Raw genomic sequence first — 19,014 nt, 5'->3', positions numbered from 1 at the left:
CTTTCTTTACCTTCTAGTATAAAAAATTTTTATGCCTTCATCAGAGAAAGCCCTAAACAGTCATCTTTTACACCTAAAGAGAAGAAAACAAAGTAAATCATCTTTCCTTTAACCGTCGTTCGTTATCCCACAATAAGAAGCCGAAGCAAAATGCCTACTTAAAAAACAGGAAAATCTCTTTTGGAACACTCCAATTGCGATTTTCCTGTTTTTAAATTCCAATTCATCTCTCGTTTTAGATGTCTTTAATTATTTTTCTTCGTTAAGATTTCCAGTGTTTCAAGGAGATTTTCCACATTCACTTCAATCGTATCACCAGTTGCTTTAATTTTGACTTCAACGATTCCATCTGCTGCTTTTTTCCCGACCGTTACACGAATTGGCAGACCAATCAAGTCACTATCACTAAATTTCACACCGGCACGTTCCTTACGGTCATCTGTCAAGACTTCGTAGCCAGCATTGACCAACTCTGTTTCTAGTTGGGCGGTCAACACAAGAGCTTCCTCATCTTTGACATTTATAGGGATTAAATGCACATCAAATGGTGCCAATTCTTTAGGGAAATTGATCCCCCAAGCATAGCGATAATCCCCTTTAGGGGTCTTATTGACAAAGAGACGTGCGTGTTGCTCCATAACTGCTGATAAGAGGCGACTAACTCCAATGCCATAGCAGCCCATTACAACAGGAACTGCCCGACCATTTTCATCTAAAACAGTCGCATTCATACTTTCTGAGTAACGAGTGCCCAACTTAAAAATATGTCCGATTTCAATACCACGTGCAAATTTCAAAATTCCCTGTCCATCAGGTGAAATTTCTCCTTCCTGCACTTCACGAATATCCACATATTCTGCTAGGAAGTCTCTACCTGGATTGACACCAGTCAAATGATAACCGTCTTCATTGGCACCAACTACTGCATTGTGGATATCTTCCACTTTTCGGTCTGCAATGATTTGAATATCTCCTGGGAGATGAACTGGACCGAGTGAGCCAAAGTTTGCTCCAAATAACTCACGAACCTCGTCTTCACTTGCTGGTTCAAAGAAATCAGCCCCTAAATAATTTTTCAGTTTCACTTCATTCAATTGATCATTTCCAACAAGCAGAGCCACAATCGGTTTTTCATCAGCAATATAAACCAACGTTTTGATTGTCTGGCTTTCATCCATATGAAGAAAGGCAGCAACTTCATCAATCGACTTGCAATCTGGAGTCTCTACACGAGTCAATTCATCTTCGGCTACAACACGATTGCTTGGTTTGTATTCATTTGTTGCCATTTCAAGATTTGCAGCATAACCTGACTCACTCGAATAAACAACAGTATCCTCACCAGACACTAACCAGCCTGTCAATTCTTCCTTGATAGCTTCTTGTACGTCTGCTGGAATCTCATCAAAGCTAGAGACCGACTTGTCCAAGACAACCCAGCGAGTAAGATCTGTACGATCGGGTGTAATCGCCATAAATTCTTGGCTATCTTTCCCACCCATAGCACCACCATCACCAATAATCCCTTTGAAATCAATCTCACTTCGTGTAAAAATATTCTCGTAAGCAGTCTTATACGCATCATAAGTCACATCCAAACTATCGTAATTGGCATGGAAACTATAACCATCTTTCATGATAAATTCACGTGTCCGTAATAATCCGTTTCGAGGACGCTTTTCATCACGATATTTTGCTTGAATCTGATAAAGATTGAGCGGTAATTGCTTATAAGATTTTACAGAATCTCGCACAATTGCGGTGAATGTTTCTTCATGAGTTGGTCCCAAGATAAAATCTGAACCCTCACGATTTTTTAATTTATAGAGGTCTTCACCATAGGTGTCGTACCGGCCTGATTCACGCCAAAGATCCGCACTAAGGAGGGCTGGCGCCAGCATTTCTACCGCACCGATTTTTTCAAATTCTTCGCGCATGATTTTCTTTGCTTTTTCAATCACCCGATTGGCCAACGGCAAATAAGAATAGACACCTGCTGATATTTGACGGACATAACCCGCGCGCAATAGTAAGGCATGGCTGATTACTTGAGCATCACTAGGCATTTCGCGTAGCGTTGGGATTAACATTTTACTTTGTTTCATAAATTCTTCCTTTTGTTATTTTAGAATGGCTGTTTAAAAAAAGGTTCGCATAATATCATTCCACGTGACTGCAATTAACAGCACCACCATAACAGCGACACCTGCTAAAGTGACATAGGTTTCTGTCTCCTGCTTTAATGGTTTGCGACGAATGGCTTCAAGAAGGTTGAGAACAATCTTTCCACCATCAAGTGCGGGAATAGGAATGAGATTAAAAATACCGATGTTTAGAGAAAGCATAGCCAATAGAGCGATAACACTTTCAAGCCCACCTTTGGCAGCATCACTACTAGCTTTGTAAATGGCCACAGGCCCCCCCAATTTATTGATATCTGGGTGGAAAATCAAATTTTTCAAAGCTGCAAAGATGCGGAAGCTAGCATTCCAAGCCATGCTAAACCCACCTGCGATCATCGATGGAAGATCCGACTTCAAGCCTGGCATTACTCCTAATAAATATCTGCCTTGCTCTTTTTTGGGCTTAACTGTAAGCTTTTGAATTTTATTTCCACTTTTAACAGTTATGGTTAGTTCTGCCTGTCCTTTGCTAGCTTTCGTCTCAGACTGAACAGCTTGAGTCAAATCTGACCAATTCTTGATCTCTGCTTGACCAACTTTTAAAATTTGGTCATTATTTTTTACACCGGCTTGAGCTAGGACACTACCCTGTAAAATCCGAACATGGTTTGTATGTTGATCTGCAACACCACCCTGCATAAAAATCAACAGCAAAAAAGCTACAATTCCCAAAATGAAGTTGTTCATTGGTCCCGCAAAATTGGTAATGAGGCGACCACCAAGGCTGGCATTTTGATATTGGACATCAAGTGGTGCAATCCTCACTTCTGTACCGTCTTCTTCTACGATTGTTGCGTCATGGTCAACCGCATACGTTTTTTGCTCATCTAGTACCAAACCAGTGATTTCAAGCTTATCTTCCAAATCAAAGCCTGTCACATTCATGGGCAAAGCCGTCTGGTCGATTTTCTTGCCCGAAAGATTGATTCGGATAACCTTGCTTGCTTCATTTAAAGTCAAACTAGCAGGTGTTCCCGTCTTAATCTCTGTTGCGTCATCACCCCAGCCTGCCATACGAACATAGCCACCTAGCGGTAACATCCGAATAGTATATGCTGTCCCATCTTTGCCAATATGAGCAAAAATTTTTGGACCCATTCCAATGGAAAACTCGCGTACCAAAATGCCTGATTTTTTCGCAAAATAGAAATGTCCAAATTCATGAACGACAACAATAATTCCAAAAATAATGATAAAGGTAACGATTCCTATAATACCTGATTGCATTACACCAACCTTTCTACTTTCTCATGGTAATGATTTCACTTAGTCTATATAGATAACCTAAAGCAAGAATAACTCAATTTGCTTAAGGTTTACTTACACTATACATTTACAAAAGAATTTCCATTTCTGGAAATTCTTTTCGCCTTTCTCATTAGAACAATCCAAAGAAATGCATCAAAGGAAAGACAAATAACATACTATCAAAACGGTCTAAAACGCCACCATGCCCTGGGATAAATTTACCTGAATCTTTAACGTCAAAGTGGCGTTTAATCGCACTTTCTACCAAATCGCCAAATTGGCCTGCGATACTAAAGAATACAGCCAAAAGAAGCATGACTGGCAAATGATAAGGTGCAGCAACATTTTTATCAAATAACATAAAGATAACTGTCACTAAAACTGCTGAAACTACTCCTCCTATGCTGCCTTCTACAGTCTTATTTGGTGAAACATGAGGAGCTAAACGACGAACACCATATCTTCGCCCTACCAAGTAAGCTCCACTATCGGTTGCCCAGACAATAAACAAGGCTAGCAACACTTTGTCAAAACCTGCGACACGCGCATCTAGCAAGGCATTGAAGCCAATTCCAACATAAAAACTAGCAGCAATCGGATAAGCCGCATCTTCGAAACTGTAATTTTTCCCTAAAACAGTCGCACCCAATAAGACAAAAACAACCAATCCATAAGCCACAACATTCCCGTCTACTGGCAAAAATTTTAGATAATTTTCAAGCGGAATCGTCAGCACAAAAGCTGCCAACATGGCTAAGATGCCTTCTAGAGTAGTTGTCTTAAGCCCTTTCATTTGCAGTAATTCATGAACACCTAGCATAGCTAAAAGTCCCATCCCAATTTGCAGAAGAGGTCCTCCCATCATCAAAACCGGAATGAAAATAGCAAGTGCCATGCCTCCAAATATCACACGTCTTTGTAAATCTTTATCCATAAATTCTCCTACACACCGCCAAATCGACGATTTCGTTTACTATATTCCTTAATAGCTGCTTTCAATGCTTTTTCATCAAAATCTGGCCATAAAGTATCTGTAAAATACAGCTCACTGTACGCACTTTGCCAAGGCAGGAAATTACTCAAACGTAATTCCCCACTCGTCCGAATGACCAAATCCGGATCACGCAACAAGCGAGGTAGATTGCTGGTTTGTAAGTAGTTGGCAATCATTTCCTCATCAATTTCTCCTGGACTGAATTTGGCATCTAGCACATCCTGAGCAATCATCTTAACAGCTTGAATAATCTCAGCACGTCCACCGTAATTTAAAGCAAAATTAAGAATTAACCCCGTATTGAGTTGTGTCAGCTCTTCTGCTTTGCATAGAGCTTCATAAGTTGCCTTAGGCAAACGCTCCGTATCCCCTATCATTTGAATTTTTACATTATTTCGATGTAACTCAGGCACATAACGATCGTAAAATTCAACTGGCAAGTTCATGATGAAGCTGACTTCTTTTTCAGGACGCGACCAATTTTCCGTAGAGAAAGCGTAGACTGTCAATACTTGAACACCTAATTCCTTGGCTGCAATAGTAACATTTTGCAGGGTTTCCATTCCAGATTTATGTCCAAAAATACGTGGCTGCATGCGCTTTTTAGCCCAACGACCATTCCCGTCCATAATGATACCGATATGTCTTGGTATTTGTAACGGTATTTCTATTTTTTCTTTTTTCTTAAAACTAAACATGTACTTGTTTTCCTAATAAAGTTTTACAGTTCATTATATCATAAATCCTCTAAAAATGGGATTTATGCTAGTTTTTCAAGTAAAAAAAGAAATTGGATAAACAAAAAGTTTTATTCCAACTTCCTATTCACATCATGTTGCGATAGATAAAAAGGTTATCCATGTAAAACCATACTCTGCCAAGGAAATATTTAACAATTAACAAATGCTTCGTCAAAAATAAGTAAATTGTGCTGATTACATGGTTCAAAAGACAAATCAGTTGTCCCCTACTACCAAATAACCAAAGCATTTTCAGCCTGATTGTATAAAATATCTCGTGGATAAGAATCATTTATACTTGCACACTATCTATTTCATTGGACTAGTATAAATTCACAATTAACCGAGCGTTTAATAAAGGAGTTTGTCAAGTAAAAATAAAAAAGAACTGGAGTTCCAATTCTTTTTGCCTATTTAAACCAATACTATTCTTTTTCGATAGCTGTATCTTCTGACATCTCAACACTTCCGTCTGCACCGGCAACTGCTGTGATTCCTTCCGTCAGCGGCAACACCGTCTTAATCGCTGTTAATTCAAATGTCAAGTAAACACCATCTACATCAAGGACAACTGTTTTCTTTTCAGTATCGACTTCATCAACCGTACCATACAAACCACCAATTGTAATGACTTCATATCCCTTTTGTAATTTATTCAAGCTTTCCATCCGTTTATCTGCTTGTTTCTTTTGAGAACGTTGCATGAAGAACATCAAGCCCATCATGACAACCAACATAATTAAAATTGAAAAACCGTTACCCATTTTAGTCTCCTTTAGATTTCATATATTATCTACTATAGCAGATTCCTAGAGAATTTACAAGGAGAGGATTAAATTTCTAAAAGGATTTCTATTGAAGCAAAGCTAGTAGCAACTTCTTTTGATAACGTGCTTTGCTTTTTCAAAAACGTAGAAAGTCAGTATAAGTAATCTTAAGCATTGCGGTATGAACAAAGAGATGAAAATCAACAGTCAAGTTTGGATTAACCTCCTCATTCACAATCAGCTTCGCTGTATTTCTCTTAGCAAAAAAGAACCCCAGAATGTGTGACTGCTCTTGAATCCAGCTACAAAAGTTCCTCCTTGTTATGAGTAAAAGATAGCCACCTTTCTTCTAAAACTTCTGCCGAATGCTTCATGCCTGTCGTTTTTTTATCCCTCAAACTAACTAAATAAAATTGATGTTTATTCTATTTTTAAAAAAAGATTTTTGGCCTGTTGCCCCAGTAGTACAATATTTTTTTCAGCAACCTCAAGAACGGTAGAACGAGGGAGATTCAAATGGACATAGGAAATTTAATTCCATCAACAGACGAGAAAGTATATAGTTTTTTTGTATCTTCACACCCTCAAAATATATTTTTCGAGTTTCATTATAGCGTTTCTAGTTAGAAAAACCGAGGCTTGATATTTTGCCTCGGTTTTTTCTCTTTAACATCATTATTTCAAGTTTTTCACAACTTCTGCGATATGATCAACGGTGAAACCATATTCTTTAAGCACTTTAGCAGCTGGGGCAGAAGCGCCAAATTTGTCAATACCAATCACAGCTCCATCAAGTCCAACATATTTGTACCAAGACTGACTTGCAGCCATTTCAATCGCGACACGGCGACGGACTGAATGTGGTAAAATTTCTTCTTTGTAGGCAGCATCTTGTGCATCAAAGATATCTGTTGATGGTACGCTGACAACACGAATCTTTTCTCCTTTAGCCTCCAACTCTTTTGCAGCCGCTACAGCTAAATTAACTTCAGAACCAGATGCCAGAAGAATTGTATCAAAACCATTTGCTGTTTCATATACAACATAAGCTCCTTTCGCCACCTTGTCAAAGTCAGTTCCAGCTTCAACTGTCAAGTTTTGACGTGTGAGAACCAAAGCTGTTGGAGTTGTTTGACTCTTCAGCGCCAAGTACCAAGCAGCCTGTGTTTCACGTGCATCTGCTGGGCGCAAAACATTGAGGTTTGGAATTGCACGAAGACCTGCTAAGTGCTCAATTGGTTCATGAGTTGGACCATCCTCACCAACTGCAATTGAATCATGTGTAAAGACATAGGTTACAGGCAAGCCTTGAAGAGCTGATAAACGAATAGCCGCTTTGACATAATCTGAGAACACAAAGAATGTACCACCATAAACACGAAGTCCCCCGTGAAGTGCCATACCATTCAGAATCGTTCCCATAGCAAATTCACGTACACCAAATTGAATGTTGCGGTTAAGGCGGTGGGCATCATCTTGCAAGCCATCTTCTTTGATATAAGTCATATTAGAATGAGCTAGATCAGCAGAGCCACCAAGGAATGTTGGAAGTACTTTTGCTGCCGCATTTAAAGCATCTTGGCTAGAATTACGAGTAGCTTGTGAGAAACCTGTTTCTACTACTGGGAAATCTTCTGGCTTGATCTCAACTGGATCTTGTCCCGCAATAACAGCAGCTACTTCTTCAGCTAAGTCAGGATAGGCTTGTTTGTATGCTTCAACAAGTTTTACCCAAGCATCATAAGCAGCTTTCCCACGTTCGGCAACATTGACCCGATAATCTTCGTAGACTTCTTCAGGAATTTCAAACGGTTCGTAATCCCAAGTAAGAGCTTTACGAGTAGCGGCTACTTCTTCTGCACCAAGAGGAGCTCCATGAACGGCATTAGTCCCTTGTTTGTTTGGTGAACCATAACCAATCACTGTTTTCACTTCAATTAAGGACGGTTTGCCAGAAACTTTTGCAGCCTCAATCGCTGCATTGATCGCTTCTAAGTCTGTGCCATCTTTGACCAAATCTGTGTGCCAACCATAAGCATCATAACGCGCCCGAACACTTTCTGTAAAGGAATCCTTGGTTTCTCCATCCAGATTAATATCGTTGGAGTCATAGAGAACGATGAGCTTGTCTAGCTTTTGGAGTCCAGCATAAGAAGCTGCTTCAGCAGCTACACCTTCCATCAAGTCTCCATCACCACAGATCACATACGTATAGTGGTCAAAGAGGTTATACCCTTCACGATTATACTTAGCCGCTAGGAAACGTTCTGCTTGTGCAAAACCAGTTGCCATAGAAATTCCTTGACCAAGTGGCCCAGTTGTCGCATCTACACCAGCAGTATGTCCAAATTCGGGATGCCCAGGCGTTTTAGAACCCCATTGACGGAAGTTCTTGAGTTCTTCCATTGTAACATCTTGAAAACCAGACAAATGGAGAAGGGCATAGAGTAACATAGAGCCATGACCAGCTGATAAAACAAACCGATCGCGATTGATCCAATTTGGAACTTCTGGATTGATGCGCATTTGCTTGGTAAACAAGTCATAAGCCATCGGAGCTGCTCCCATGACAACACCTGGGTGACCAGATTTTGATTTTTCAATGGCATCAATTCCTAAAAAACGAATGGCATTGACAGATAAATTTGACATTGAATTCTCCTTTTTATATAAGCACTTATCTTCAACAAAGATAAGCTATTAATCATTTGGAAAACGATAACATTCCATCTTCTATTATATGAAAATTATCCGTATATCGCAACGCATACGGATAATTTCGAGTTAACATTTTATAATAAGGCCTTAAATTGAATATTCGAATCATGCTCGAAGCAATCATCAAAGCCACGTGGGTGATGATATTCAATCCTGTCTTTATCTTGCGGATAGGTATATTTACCACCGACTTCCCAGATGAATGGGTGGAATTGATATTGGAGGCGCTCTTTGCGCATCTTCCACAAGGCTAAAATCTCGTCCGTTGAAGCCATGAAGTTAGACCAGATATCATAATGAACTGGAATAATAACTTTGGCACGAAGATTTTCAGCCATACGAAGCAAATCAATCGAAGTCATCTTATCTTGAATACCGATTGGGTTATCACCGTAGTTATTAATAGCCACATCAATCTTGAAATCTTTTCCGTGTTTGGCAAAATAATTTGAGAAGTGCGAATCTGCACCATGATAAATTGTACCACCTGGCGTTTCAAAGATATAATTGACTGCTTTACGTGCCATTTCTTCATCTGTTACAGGCAGACCTTTCAGTTCACCATCTTGGGCATCAGCACCATCAACTGGAAGTGTTACCAAGCAAGTCCGGTCGAAAGATTCCACAGCCGATACTTTAATATCTTTAAACTCAAAACTTTCGCCGGGCTTAATCACGATGATACGTTCTTCTGGGACACCCCATTTTTTCCAGATTTCGCCACATTCATAAGGTCCGACAAATTTAACATGATTCAATTTCGGATTGTTGACAATCGCTGCTGCAGTATTGACATCAATATGGTCACTGTGAAAATGCGATACCAGATAATAGTCCAACTCATTAATCATAAATGGATCAATCACCATTGGCTGCACGCGTAAGTTTGGTTGCAATTTACGTACGCCTGCCATATTTGCCATTTGGTGCCCCCGCACCATATCTTTTACTTTCTTTGTTGATTTTCCGCGGTTAGACCAAAGATCCATAACCACATTAGCACCACCTGGTGTCTTAATCCAAACACCACAATTCCCTAACCACCACATAGCAAAGTTACCCTCAGGCACGACTTCCTCTTCAATTTCTTCATTGAGCCAGGTGCCCCATTCTGGGAAAGTGGATAAAATCCAAGATTCTCTTGTAATTTCTTTTACATTTGGCATGATTGTTCCTCCTCAAGATAATGTTATATTTCTATCTTTAGTATAATCTGCTCTAAGAGAGAAAAAAAGACCAAATAAAACACAAGGCTGTGTTCAAGATTGGACTATTTTTAGTACTTAAAAAAGCCGGGAATTCTATCCCTAGCTAGTCATCCATTCTTTCATTCTTCCGTTGAAGTTGATAATAATTCTTCATTTACAAGTTTTTGAATTTTATTTTTCAGCTCTTGTGTCCGAGCTGAATCTTTGATGTAAGACGCTAAAAGGTGCTCTAACTCTTGACTAAATCGTACTCCTTTAGTTGAAAGAGTTTGATCTTTGACAAAAGAAGTAATATTTAATACATCTTCATAATCCAAAATAGGCTGAACTTGTATCGTTGGTAAAGTGGTTTCCAGCCCATCATTTGTCGTAATCAATAAGTCCACATCTAAAATATCTTCCACACTCTTGAATTGTTCCGTCGTAAAAACAGCACCTAAATTTTCATTTGGTAAATGATACAAGCACTGTTTGAGTAGCAATTTCTGCACAGCTACTCCTTCATCGCAGACTAAATAAATCCGTTTGGCATCTTGTTTTTCAGCACGATTGTGTTTTAAGAATCCACCCATGTGCAAGGCAAGGTAAGCAACTTCATCATCAGTTAATGAAATAAGCCAAGCTTCCTCTAAAATCACGGAACAAGACTTAGTGACTGCAAACAAATCTGCATATTTTTCCTTGATCTGTCTTGTCAATGGATTTTTAGACAGAATGCCGTAGGTTTTACGAAATAGTAGAGCTTTGCAATGCGTCAATAAATTCCGCAACAAATCTTCTTTATTTTCAATTTCAAAGTGCGAACTAACTTCAAAACGCCAGATAAACTCATCAATCGCTTCTTTTAATTGGACAAAATCTTGACTGGTTGCATGAATATCCCGATCTTTCCGGTAAGAAAGCAAAAGAACAGTTAAGAGTGAAATCTCAATATCATTTAGTTTCAAGCCAAATGTCGCCCCTAAATTGTTATTCAAATGTTTAGCTGCTTGATATTCAATCCGCTTGCGAATCAAGGTAAACTCACGCTTCAAATCTTCCTGTTCTTCTTCACTTAAAGCCATATTTCGACAACTCAACAGAAGATATGGCAAGACTTGCAACATAAATTTGATTTCATGGCGATTGATTTTCTTACCTAAATCTTGCTCTACATCTTGTACCCTTTGGTTAAGAAAGTCTTGTAAATCATCCGACAGAAGAATCTCATCACCAACAAAATTCCTTATCTTCTTTGTTAAAATCGTAACAAAACTATGATTCCCCTCTGCAAAAATGTGATACAAGAGAGAATGTACATATTGGATTTTATTGAGCGGATGACATTTCAAAAGATATCCTTGCGCTTTTGTGGATGTAAGGTTGACTTGATACTGCTCTGAAGCTAACTGATTGCGGATTTCGTTCAAATCATTAAGAACGGTATTCCGAGACACCTCGGTCAATTCCATCAGTTTTTCAATGGTGACACGCTTGTTTGCAACACAAATATACAGAACGGTCAACTGCATGCGCTCGGTCATGCTCATGACATAACTATAAGAATCGACTCCTTCCAGCAAGGATTGGCATAATTCCTTTTGCTGTGCAGTTAACACAATCCCTACTCTCGGACGACTGCTAATCATTTCACCAACCTCTGCCAAAGCGTCATTGATTTTTTCCAAATGATAATAAATCTTCCTCCGCGATTGATTGGTTGCCCGTGAAATCGTCATAATCGTTTCTGGCTCTTTCAACTGAATGAAGTATCTTAGTAAGTCACAACTTGTTTGGTCCAATAATATCATCATTTACTCCTTGAAAGGGATTGTAAATTATTATAACATCTTTTCACACATCTTCCTACGCAATTGAAACACCTCGTTATTATTTGGCTATCTTGAGTTTTTACGGAGACAAAATGAGAAAAGGAAGGCGTGGAACTGACCAGCATGACACTTTGCAATCATGGTGATCGTTCCACTCCTTAAGATATTTCTTATCATTGTTCTTATTATTCTTACTTTTTCTGTCCATAGTAAGCGTTTGGACCATGTTTACGCAAGTAATGTTTATCCATAATGTATTTTGGTGCTGGTTCGACACGTGGATTGATTTGTTCTGTGAGACGATTCATTTTCGCTACTTCTTCAAGCACAACTGCATGGTAAACAGCCTGTTCTGGATTTTTACCCCAAGTAAATGGTCCGTGATTGCGAACGACAATACCAGGAACGGCTACTGGATCCAATCCACGATTGGTAAATTCTTCAATAATAACTGTCCCAGTTTCTTTTTCATAGGCAGTATCAACTTCAGCTGCTGTCAAGGAACGTGCGCAAGGTACCGGACCATAGAAATAGTCTGCGTGTGTTGTCCCATAGAAAGGAATATCGCGCCCAGCTTGCGCCCAACCAACAGCTTCTGTTGAGTGCGTATGAACAATACCACCAACTTCCGGCCAAGCCTTATAAAGCTCAACATGTGTTGGTAAATCCGAAGATGGATTGAGATCACCTTCGACAATATTTCCATCCAAGTCCGTTACCACCATATTTTCAGGTGTCAATTTGTCATAGTCAACACCAGAAGGTTTAATAACAATAAGCCCTGCTTCACGGTCAACCTCGGAAACATTCCCCCAAGTAAATTTGACGAGTCCATGTACTGGCAGTGATTTATTAGCATCACAGACACGTTGGCGCATTTCTGATAATAATTTTGCCATTTCTATTTTAACCCCGCTTTCTCCATTAAAGGATAGAGGAACTCTTGTGCTTCTTTAATGGCCGCACGCGTTTCTTCTACCGTTTCACAATTTTCAGACCACATTTCAATTAAAAATGGGCCATTATAATTTGTTTTCTTCAAAACATCAAACATGGCTTCCCAATCTACACAGCCTTGACCAAATGGCACATCACGAAATTGACCTTTTGAACTTTCTGTGACGGCATAAGTATCTTTTAAGTGAATAGCTGCGATAGATTTGTGCCCAATGTAGAATTCACTCCAGAGATCATTGCCCCAAGCTGAGACATTTCCTGTATCAGGATAGACAAAAAGATAAGGAGAGTCAATTTCTTTTTCGACAGCTAGATATTTTTCGATCGAATTGATAAAAGGATCATCCATGATTTCAATTGATAGGATAACTTGCGCTTCTTCAGCCCAAGTACAGGCCTGACGTAAATTTTTGAGGAAACGTGCACGTGTTTTAGGAGACTTCTCTTCGTAGTAAACATCGTAGCCAGCCAGCTGGATATTACGAATACCAATGTCCTGTGCAAACTCGATACATTTTTCCATCATTTCAAGAGCACGCGCTTCTTTTTCAGGATCGTTGGATCCCAGTGGATAACGACGATGTCCGCTAAAAGTAATGGTGGGAATCCGCACCCCTGTCTCAAAAATTGCTTTAACCAGTTCTAGACGTTCTTCCTTGGACCAATCCAAACGTGCCAAACGCTCATCACTCTCATCAATGGATAATTCCACAAAATCAAAACCAAGTTCCTTGGCAAAGTTTAATCGTTCCAGCCACGTAAAATGTTTAGGCGTTGCCTTTTCATAAATACCAATTGGACGTGTCATAGGCCCTACCCCCAGATCCGTTTGATTTCATCTTTAAATGCACGTGCTGCCTCAGCAGGATTTTCTGCTTCCGTAATCCCACGTCCTGCGATAAAGGTGAAAACATCCACTCCTTCAAAGAGTTTCAAAGTATCAACACTAAGTCCACCAGTTACAGACACACGGAAGCCCATTTCAATGAGTTTTTTAACCTTGTTAAGGTCTTTTTCACCCCACGTTTCACCTGCAAGCAGAGCGTCACGTGATTGGTGATAAATAGCTTGAGAAATACCAGCATCAAGCCATTGCTGTGCTTGCTTAAAAGTCCAATCTCCATAGAGTTCTACTTGAATTTCGCCACGGTCACTACGTTCTTCTTTAATAGCTTTAAGAGCTGCTTTCATGGTAGGAATCGTAGCACAACAGATACAAGTCATCCAGTCAGCACCGCGTACGGCATTATTTTTAGCAACTGTCCCACCAGCATCAGCACATTTCGTATCGGCAACGATGATTTTATCTGGAAAAAGACTGCGTAAGACTTCTACCAACTCGCTACCCACCTGCAAGAGACAAACCGTCCCTGCTTCAATGACATCTACTTCATGGCCAACTGACACAGCCGCTTTAATGGCTCCTTGCAAATCAGAATGATCCAGTGCTACTTGTAAATTCGGTAATCGTTTTGTCATAATTTTTCTCTTTCTATTTTCTAATGGCTTAAATCAAACCAGTTACTAACTATCTAAATCTAATCCTTCTAAATATGGATTATTTTTTGATTCATCAATCATGGCGAACACTTCTTTCTCACTTTTACAGGCCTCTAGCCGCGCGATTGAATTTTCTAATTCAAACAAGGCAATAATCTGCGGAATAGCCACGCTAGTATGGATTTGTGAACTAGTTGCTGCAAGAGCCAACAAGACACTCACCCCTTTCCCATCCGAGAAAGTTACAGGCTCCTTCAACGTCACCAAAGAGAACGCATCTCTTTGAACACCAGCTTCTGGTCGTGCGTGCGGCATAGCCATACCTGGCATCAATATATAATAAGGACCGTACCCTTCTGTCGATTCGATGATAGCATCATAATATTCAGGCTTAACAGCTCCGCTTTCAATTAACGGGTCAACAGCAAGTTTGACCGCTTCTTGCCAAGTTGAAGCCGAAAGACCTAAACGAATGGAGTTGTTTTCAATCAATGCTTGCTTTAAATTCATTGCTTCTTCCTTTCGTAGAAAATGGGAACTTCAAACAGACTGCAAAGTAGAAAGCTAGCGCTAATAAAAGAGCACCCTGACTCCCATTTTTCTACGTTTTTAGTCCCACATATCTTTTTTAAGTGAATGAGGCTTGGACAATTGTCCAAAGCCTCTATATCAATTTCTTAAGCGATGAGACTGAGATAAATCTCAGCCACATCATTCCAGTACCTGTGATAGTTTTTCAGTAATTTCTTTATCGTCCATCAAATTATCTAGACCAATCAATTGACCGTTTGTCCGCCCATCCAATTCATGAATCAGATGCAGAGAAGCGATGACGATATCATAACCTGAAGCAAGGCTTTTTGCTTCACCTACACTGCATGAATTGACAGTAAAATCTGTTTGCCCCAGTTTACGTAGAGCATTTTCTACTTTCATCTTAATCACCATAGATGAACCCATGCCATTTCCGCATGCTGTTAATACCTTAACCATATTATTTTCCTCCGTTAATTAAATCTATTTTTATTCTTCTTCCGCTTGGACAGCACCACGGTAGTATGCTTCCTTGTCTTTTGCTTTGGCAAATTGCAACTGCGGAATAATCAGCAAGAATACACAAACAAGAATGTAACCTACAATGCCAAGATATTTGAAAAGATAACCAAAACCAAGCCAAGGGAATTCAAAGTCAATATTTCCATGGTAACCACCGTAAGAAGCCAGACCGAGAAGTGCCACACAGAGAGCACCAAGCGCTACTTGCAATACACCTGAAATAAAGGACAGGATAACCGCCGCTTTCCAGCCGCCGCGCTTATCTGCATAAACTGCAATCGCTGCATTATCAAAGAATACTGGAACAAAACCAGTGATAATCAGAATTGGATTCTTAAAGATAATTAAGAGCATAATGGTAATCAATTGACCAATTAAGCCAAAAGCAAATCCTGAAAGCACCGCATTTGGTGAACCAAAACCATAAGAAGCTGCAACGTCCACAGCCGGGAATGAACCCGGAAGCAATTTGTTAGAGATACCTTGGAAGGCATTCGTCAATTCTGCTACAAACATCCGCACCCCTTGCATCAAGACAAAGAGATAAACTGAGAAAGTAAAGGCTGTTTGAATGATATACATGAAAAAATCTTGCTTAGCAGGGTTGTAAACTGTACCTGATGTAATGACTTTTGCATTGGACATGATATCTGGCCCCAAGATTAGGAGGATTGATCCAAAGAAGACTAGCATCAAAGTTGCAGATGCAACCACTGTATCATGGAAAATAGACAGGAATTTTGGTAATTTCAAGTTATCAAGATTTTCTTCCTTCTTACCAAACTTACCTGCAACTTTATCCACAAACCAAATCGCAAATTGTTGTTGGTGACCAATCGCAAAACCGCCACCACCCGTTAAACGTTGTGTTGCTTCCACCGTCATATTGGAACTAACAGCCCAGTAAAGTCCACAGATAACACCGATTGCCAGCACACCCCAACTATTGCGCAATTGAGGAACAAGGAGAAGAACCATCAATGAAACAGTCGCTGCCTGCTGTACCATGATATGACCTGTAATGAACAGCGTCCGCACTTTTGTAATTTTCCGAAGAGCAACGAGCAGAATATTGACACCAAAACCAATCAACAGCGCCGTTGTTGCTGCTCCAACAAAGTTTGGAAATTCCTCTGCAATCTTTGTATTTGCCGCTGTTAATCCAAAGTAAGGGTCAATTACCGCTGCACCAATCTTAAACTTAAAGTTCAGAGCCGCTAAAATCGGACGGAAAGTTGTTACCAAACCTCCAGCCCCAACGTTCAGCAGCATATAACCAACTGTTGCTTTGATGAAACCGGCATAGACATCATGCGCTGGTTTTTTCAACAGAGCATAGCCAATTAGAACTAAAAGACCTACAAAGAAGGCCGGATTCTGCAAAATGTTTTGCGAGAACCAGTTCAGAATGTTTAAAATGATGTTCATTTTAACTCTCCTTTTTCTATTTTATTTGTTCTTTCTAAGTCTATTATAAGAGATGTAAGCGGTAACAAAAAGACCAAGAATTACACAAGCAACTGTTCACTCTTGGACCTGAAAATTAAGCACACTTAAAAAACGCCGGAAATCCGCTCCGGCGTTACCCTTCTGTTTATTTTTTAGTTTGATGCTCTTTCGCTTCTTTGATAACTAATTCATCATCTTTCAAATCTGCAAGAAGATGTTTCGCATCTAAATGATCAAGATGATAGTCTGTTACCTTATCACGGATTTGTTGCTCAATCACACGACGAAGCGGACGAACACCCATAACTTCATCATATCCCTCTTCTGCTAGATAATGTTTGGCCGCATCTGTTACTGTTAGCATAATGTCTTTCTTAGCAAGTGTTTGGTTGACCTCATCCAACATCAAGTCGACGATTTCAGCTAAATCTTCTTTACCAAGATGAGAGAATTCAATGACTGCATTGAAGCGATTCAAGAATTCTGGACGGAAGTATGGTTTTAAGCGATCGATAATCTTCCTATCCTTTTCCTCATCACCAGTAAAGCTTTCATACCCAAATCCAGCATTTGATGTAGCAATAATAACTGTATTCTTAAAGTTGACAGTATTTCCTTGTCCATCTGTCAGACGTCCATCATCTAAAACTTGTAGTAACAGCGTGATGACTTGCGGATCGGCTTTTTCAATTTCGTCCAGCAAGATGATAGAGTAAGGATTCCGACGAACACGTTCTGTCAACGTGTTACTATTGTCATCATACCCCACATAACCAGCTGTTGTACCAATCAATTTCGACACAGCTGTGCGGTCAGAGTATTCAGACATGTCCAAACGGATAATAGCTTCTTTAGTACCAAACATATCAAGCGCCAATTGCTTCGCTAGCTCTGTTTTTCCAACACCAGTTGGGCCAACAAAGAGAAAGCTACCAATCGGACGATTTCCTTCATCAAAACCTGCACGATTCCGACGAATAGCGCGCGCCACTGCTTCAACTGCTTCGTTTTGTCCAATGACTTTTGTCTTCAATCGCGCATTCATCTCTTTCAACCGTTCAATATCACTAGTCCCCATTTGGGAAACAGGAATGCCCGTCATACGTTCTACAGATTCTGCTACATCATTGACAGTTGCAGTCACCTTCATGTCTTCCGTATGATTTTCAATCTTTTTTTCTAGCTCTTCAATACGCATCTTGGCATTCAAAGCAGTTTCAAAGTCTTCTTTTTCAACCGCAGCTTCTTGCTTTTTCTTTTGCTCTGCAATTTCACGTTCCACTGTATGCACATCTGTAACAGGATGTTGAGCTGCTAAATGAGCCGCTGTCACATCCACCAGGTCAATCGCTTTATCCGGCAAGCTACGTTGCGGAATGTATTGAATAGAGAAATCCACGGCAGCTTTTAACACGTCATCTGGCAAGATGACATTGTGGTGTTTTTCGTATAAATCACGAATTCCTTGCAAAATCTTGTAAGTATCTTCTGCAGATGGGGCATTGACTTTTACTTCATTGAAGCGACGAGCTAGAGCTGCATTCTTCAAAATGGTATTTCGATATTCATCCTGAGTCGTCGCACCGATAACTGTCAGTTCACCACGAGATAAAGCCGGTTTCAAAATATCTGCTAAACCTTTTGATCCACTATCACCGCCTGTGCTTCCAGCACCGAGAATTTGATGAATTTCATCAAAGAAGAGAATGATATTGCCAGCCTCTTTCACTTCAGATACTAAATTTTGAATATTTTCTTCAAAACTACCACGATACTGTGTCCCTGCTTCTAAACCAGAAATATCAATAGAAACAATCTCTTTATTCTTAATGGCTGCAGGAACATCTCCATTAACAATCGCTTGCGCTAAACCTTCGACAACTGCAGTCTTACCAACTCCAGCGTCTCCGACTAATACTGGATTGTTTTTCGTCCGCCGAGAAAGAATTTCAGCCGTTTCTTGAATTTCCTTATTGCGTCCAATAACAGGATCTAACATATCTTGACGTGCTTCTTCTGTCAAATTACGCCCTAACTTCATTAAAATACCATCTTGTTTAAGCTCACCTGCTTGTCCTTGCATTTGTGATGCCTGACCTTCCGCTACTTGCTTCGGTAATTTACCTGTTGCACGATATTGTGCAAATTCTTCCGGTGTCACTTCACGTCCATTGATAAGATAACGCCGATTTTCACTGTTAAAACCGCCCATCCTTCCCATCAATTGATTGAAAAGATCATCCATATTATCAAAGTTGTTATAATTATTATTCATATCTGCACCTCGCTTATGTTTTACATAATTTTTGAAACTGCTTAAAATATAAGACAAAGTGAGCAACTCTATCTTTTGGATTTATATTTATCAAAGGCAGTTTAATAG

At 39.8% G+C, this 19,014-nt stretch carries 15 protein-coding genes; all 15 read right to left on the bottom strand.

Translation table 11 applies throughout. The features are described 5' to 3' along the window. Positions 1-245: 245 nt before the first annotated feature. Positions 246-2,105: a proline--tRNA ligase gene (locus HMPREF1654_RS06995; protein WP_003075896.1), complete on the bottom strand. Its 1,860-nt coding sequence runs from the start codon at positions 2,103-2,105 to the stop codon at positions 246-248. Positions 2,106-2,138: 33 nt separating this feature from the next. Continuing rightward, complete coding sequence (locus tag HMPREF1654_RS06990) at positions 2,139-3,410, bottom strand: M50 family metallopeptidase (RefSeq protein WP_003076026.1); 1,272 nt, start codon at positions 3,408-3,410, stop codon at positions 2,139-2,141. 151 nt (positions 3,411-3,561) lie between these two features. Next, positions 3,562-4,365, bottom strand: a complete 804-nt coding sequence (locus HMPREF1654_RS06985; RefSeq protein WP_003074045.1) for a phosphatidate cytidylyltransferase — start codon at positions 4,363-4,365, stop codon at positions 3,562-3,564. Positions 4,366-4,373: 8 nt separating this feature from the next. Next, entirely contained in the window at positions 4,374-5,123 is a 750-nt protein-coding gene (locus HMPREF1654_RS06980) for an isoprenyl transferase (RefSeq protein WP_003074042.1), read from the bottom strand. A gap of 467 nt (positions 5,124-5,590) precedes the next feature. Then, complete coding sequence (gene yajC / locus HMPREF1654_RS06975; protein WP_003076043.1) at positions 5,591-5,929, bottom strand: preprotein translocase subunit YajC; 339 nt, start codon at positions 5,927-5,929, stop codon at positions 5,591-5,593. Between the two features lie 678 nt (positions 5,930-6,607). Further along, complete coding sequence (gene tkt, locus HMPREF1654_RS06970; protein WP_003076210.1) at positions 6,608-8,584, bottom strand: transketolase; 1,977 nt, start codon at positions 8,582-8,584, stop codon at positions 6,608-6,610. Between the two features lie 140 nt (positions 8,585-8,724). Further along, positions 8,725-9,816, bottom strand: a complete 1,092-nt coding sequence (gene ulaG, locus HMPREF1654_RS06965; protein ID WP_003074034.1) for an L-ascorbate 6-phosphate lactonase — start codon at positions 9,814-9,816, stop codon at positions 8,725-8,727. Between the two features lie 161 nt (positions 9,817-9,977). Next, positions 9,978-11,648, bottom strand: a complete 1,671-nt coding sequence (locus HMPREF1654_RS06960) for a BglG family transcription antiterminator (protein ID WP_003074032.1) — start codon at positions 11,646-11,648, stop codon at positions 9,978-9,980. Positions 11,649-11,860: 212 nt separating this feature from the next. Next, on the bottom strand, positions 11,861-12,568 hold the full coding sequence (locus tag HMPREF1654_RS06955) for an L-ribulose-5-phosphate 4-epimerase (protein WP_003075831.1): 708 nt from the start codon (positions 12,566-12,568) through the stop codon (positions 11,861-11,863). 2 nt (positions 12,569-12,570) lie between these two features. Further along, the gene (locus HMPREF1654_RS06950) at positions 12,571-13,434 is read right to left on the bottom strand and encodes an L-ribulose-5-phosphate 3-epimerase (RefSeq protein ID WP_003076035.1); all 864 of its coding nucleotides are present in this window, start codon (positions 13,432-13,434) and stop codon (positions 12,571-12,573) included. Positions 13,435-13,439: 5 nt separating this feature from the next. Further along, on the bottom strand, positions 13,440-14,105 hold the full coding sequence (locus HMPREF1654_RS06945) for a 3-keto-L-gulonate-6-phosphate decarboxylase UlaD (protein ID WP_003075923.1): 666 nt from the start codon (positions 14,103-14,105) through the stop codon (positions 13,440-13,442). A 45-nt stretch (positions 14,106-14,150) separates the two neighbouring features. Next, complete coding sequence (locus HMPREF1654_RS06940; protein ID WP_003076136.1) at positions 14,151-14,636, bottom strand: PTS sugar transporter subunit IIA; 486 nt, start codon at positions 14,634-14,636, stop codon at positions 14,151-14,153. A gap of 201 nt (positions 14,637-14,837) precedes the next feature. After that, positions 14,838-15,119: a PTS sugar transporter subunit IIB gene (locus HMPREF1654_RS06935; protein WP_003074022.1), complete on the bottom strand. Its 282-nt coding sequence runs from the start codon at positions 15,117-15,119 to the stop codon at positions 14,838-14,840. Between the two features lie 30 nt (positions 15,120-15,149). Next, entirely contained in the window at positions 15,150-16,610 is a 1,461-nt protein-coding gene (locus tag HMPREF1654_RS06930; protein ID WP_003075927.1) for a PTS ascorbate transporter subunit IIC, read from the bottom strand. A 166-nt stretch (positions 16,611-16,776) separates the two neighbouring features. After that, the gene (locus tag HMPREF1654_RS06925; protein ID WP_003075813.1) at positions 16,777-18,906 is read right to left on the bottom strand and encodes an AAA family ATPase; all 2,130 of its coding nucleotides are present in this window, start codon (positions 18,904-18,906) and stop codon (positions 16,777-16,779) included. Positions 18,907-19,014: the final 108 nt, after the last annotated feature.

Origin of the sequence: Streptococcus intermedius SK54 = ATCC 27335, assembly GCF_000413475.1 — a bacterium.
Lineage (GTDB): Bacteria > Bacillota > Bacilli > Lactobacillales > Streptococcaceae > Streptococcus > Streptococcus intermedius.
Note: the sequence above shows the minus strand (reverse complement) of the source record. Positions and strands in the feature narration are given on the sequence as shown.

Coding starts and splice junctions, on each gene's coding strand:
- HMPREF1654_RS06960 (WP_003074032.1), bottom strand. CDS start 11,648: ATGATATTATTGGACCAAACAAGTTGTGACTTACTAAGATACTTCATT.
- HMPREF1654_RS06945 (WP_003075923.1), bottom strand. CDS start 14,105: ATGACAAAACGATTACCGAATTTACAAGTAGCACTGGATCATTCTGAT.
- HMPREF1654_RS06925 (WP_003075813.1), bottom strand. CDS start 18,906: ATGAATAATAATTATAACAACTTTGATAATATGGATGATCTTTTCAAT.
- HMPREF1654_RS06935 (WP_003074022.1), bottom strand. CDS start 15,119: ATGGTTAAGGTATTAACAGCATGCGGAAATGGCATGGGTTCATCTATG.
- HMPREF1654_RS06940 (WP_003076136.1), bottom strand. CDS start 14,636: ATGAATTTAAAGCAAGCATTGATTGAAAACAACTCCATTCGTTTAGGT.
- HMPREF1654_RS06950 (WP_003076035.1), bottom strand. CDS start 13,434: ATGACACGTCCAATTGGTATTTATGAAAAGGCAACGCCTAAACATTTT.
- HMPREF1654_RS06930 (WP_003075927.1), bottom strand. CDS start 16,610: ATGAACATCATTTTAAACATTCTGAACTGGTTCTCGCAAAACATTTTG.
- tkt (WP_003076210.1), bottom strand. CDS start 8,584: ATGTCAAATTTATCTGTCAATGCCATTCGTTTTTTAGGAATTGATGCC.
- HMPREF1654_RS06990 (WP_003076026.1), bottom strand. CDS start 3,410: ATGCAATCAGGTATTATAGGAATCGTTACCTTTATCATTATTTTTGGA.
- HMPREF1654_RS06995 (WP_003075896.1), bottom strand. CDS start 2,105: ATGAAACAAAGTAAAATGTTAATCCCAACGCTACGCGAAATGCCTAGT.
- HMPREF1654_RS06955 (WP_003075831.1), bottom strand. CDS start 12,568: ATGGCAAAATTATTATCAGAAATGCGCCAACGTGTCTGTGATGCTAAT.
- ulaG (WP_003074034.1), bottom strand. CDS start 9,816: ATGCCAAATGTAAAAGAAATTACAAGAGAATCTTGGATTTTATCCACT.
- yajC (WP_003076043.1), bottom strand. CDS start 5,929: ATGGGTAACGGTTTTTCAATTTTAATTATGTTGGTTGTCATGATGGGC.
- HMPREF1654_RS06985 (WP_003074045.1), bottom strand. CDS start 4,365: ATGGATAAAGATTTACAAAGACGTGTGATATTTGGAGGCATGGCACTT.
- HMPREF1654_RS06980 (WP_003074042.1), bottom strand. CDS start 5,123: ATGTTTAGTTTTAAGAAAAAAGAAAAAATAGAAATACCGTTACAAATA.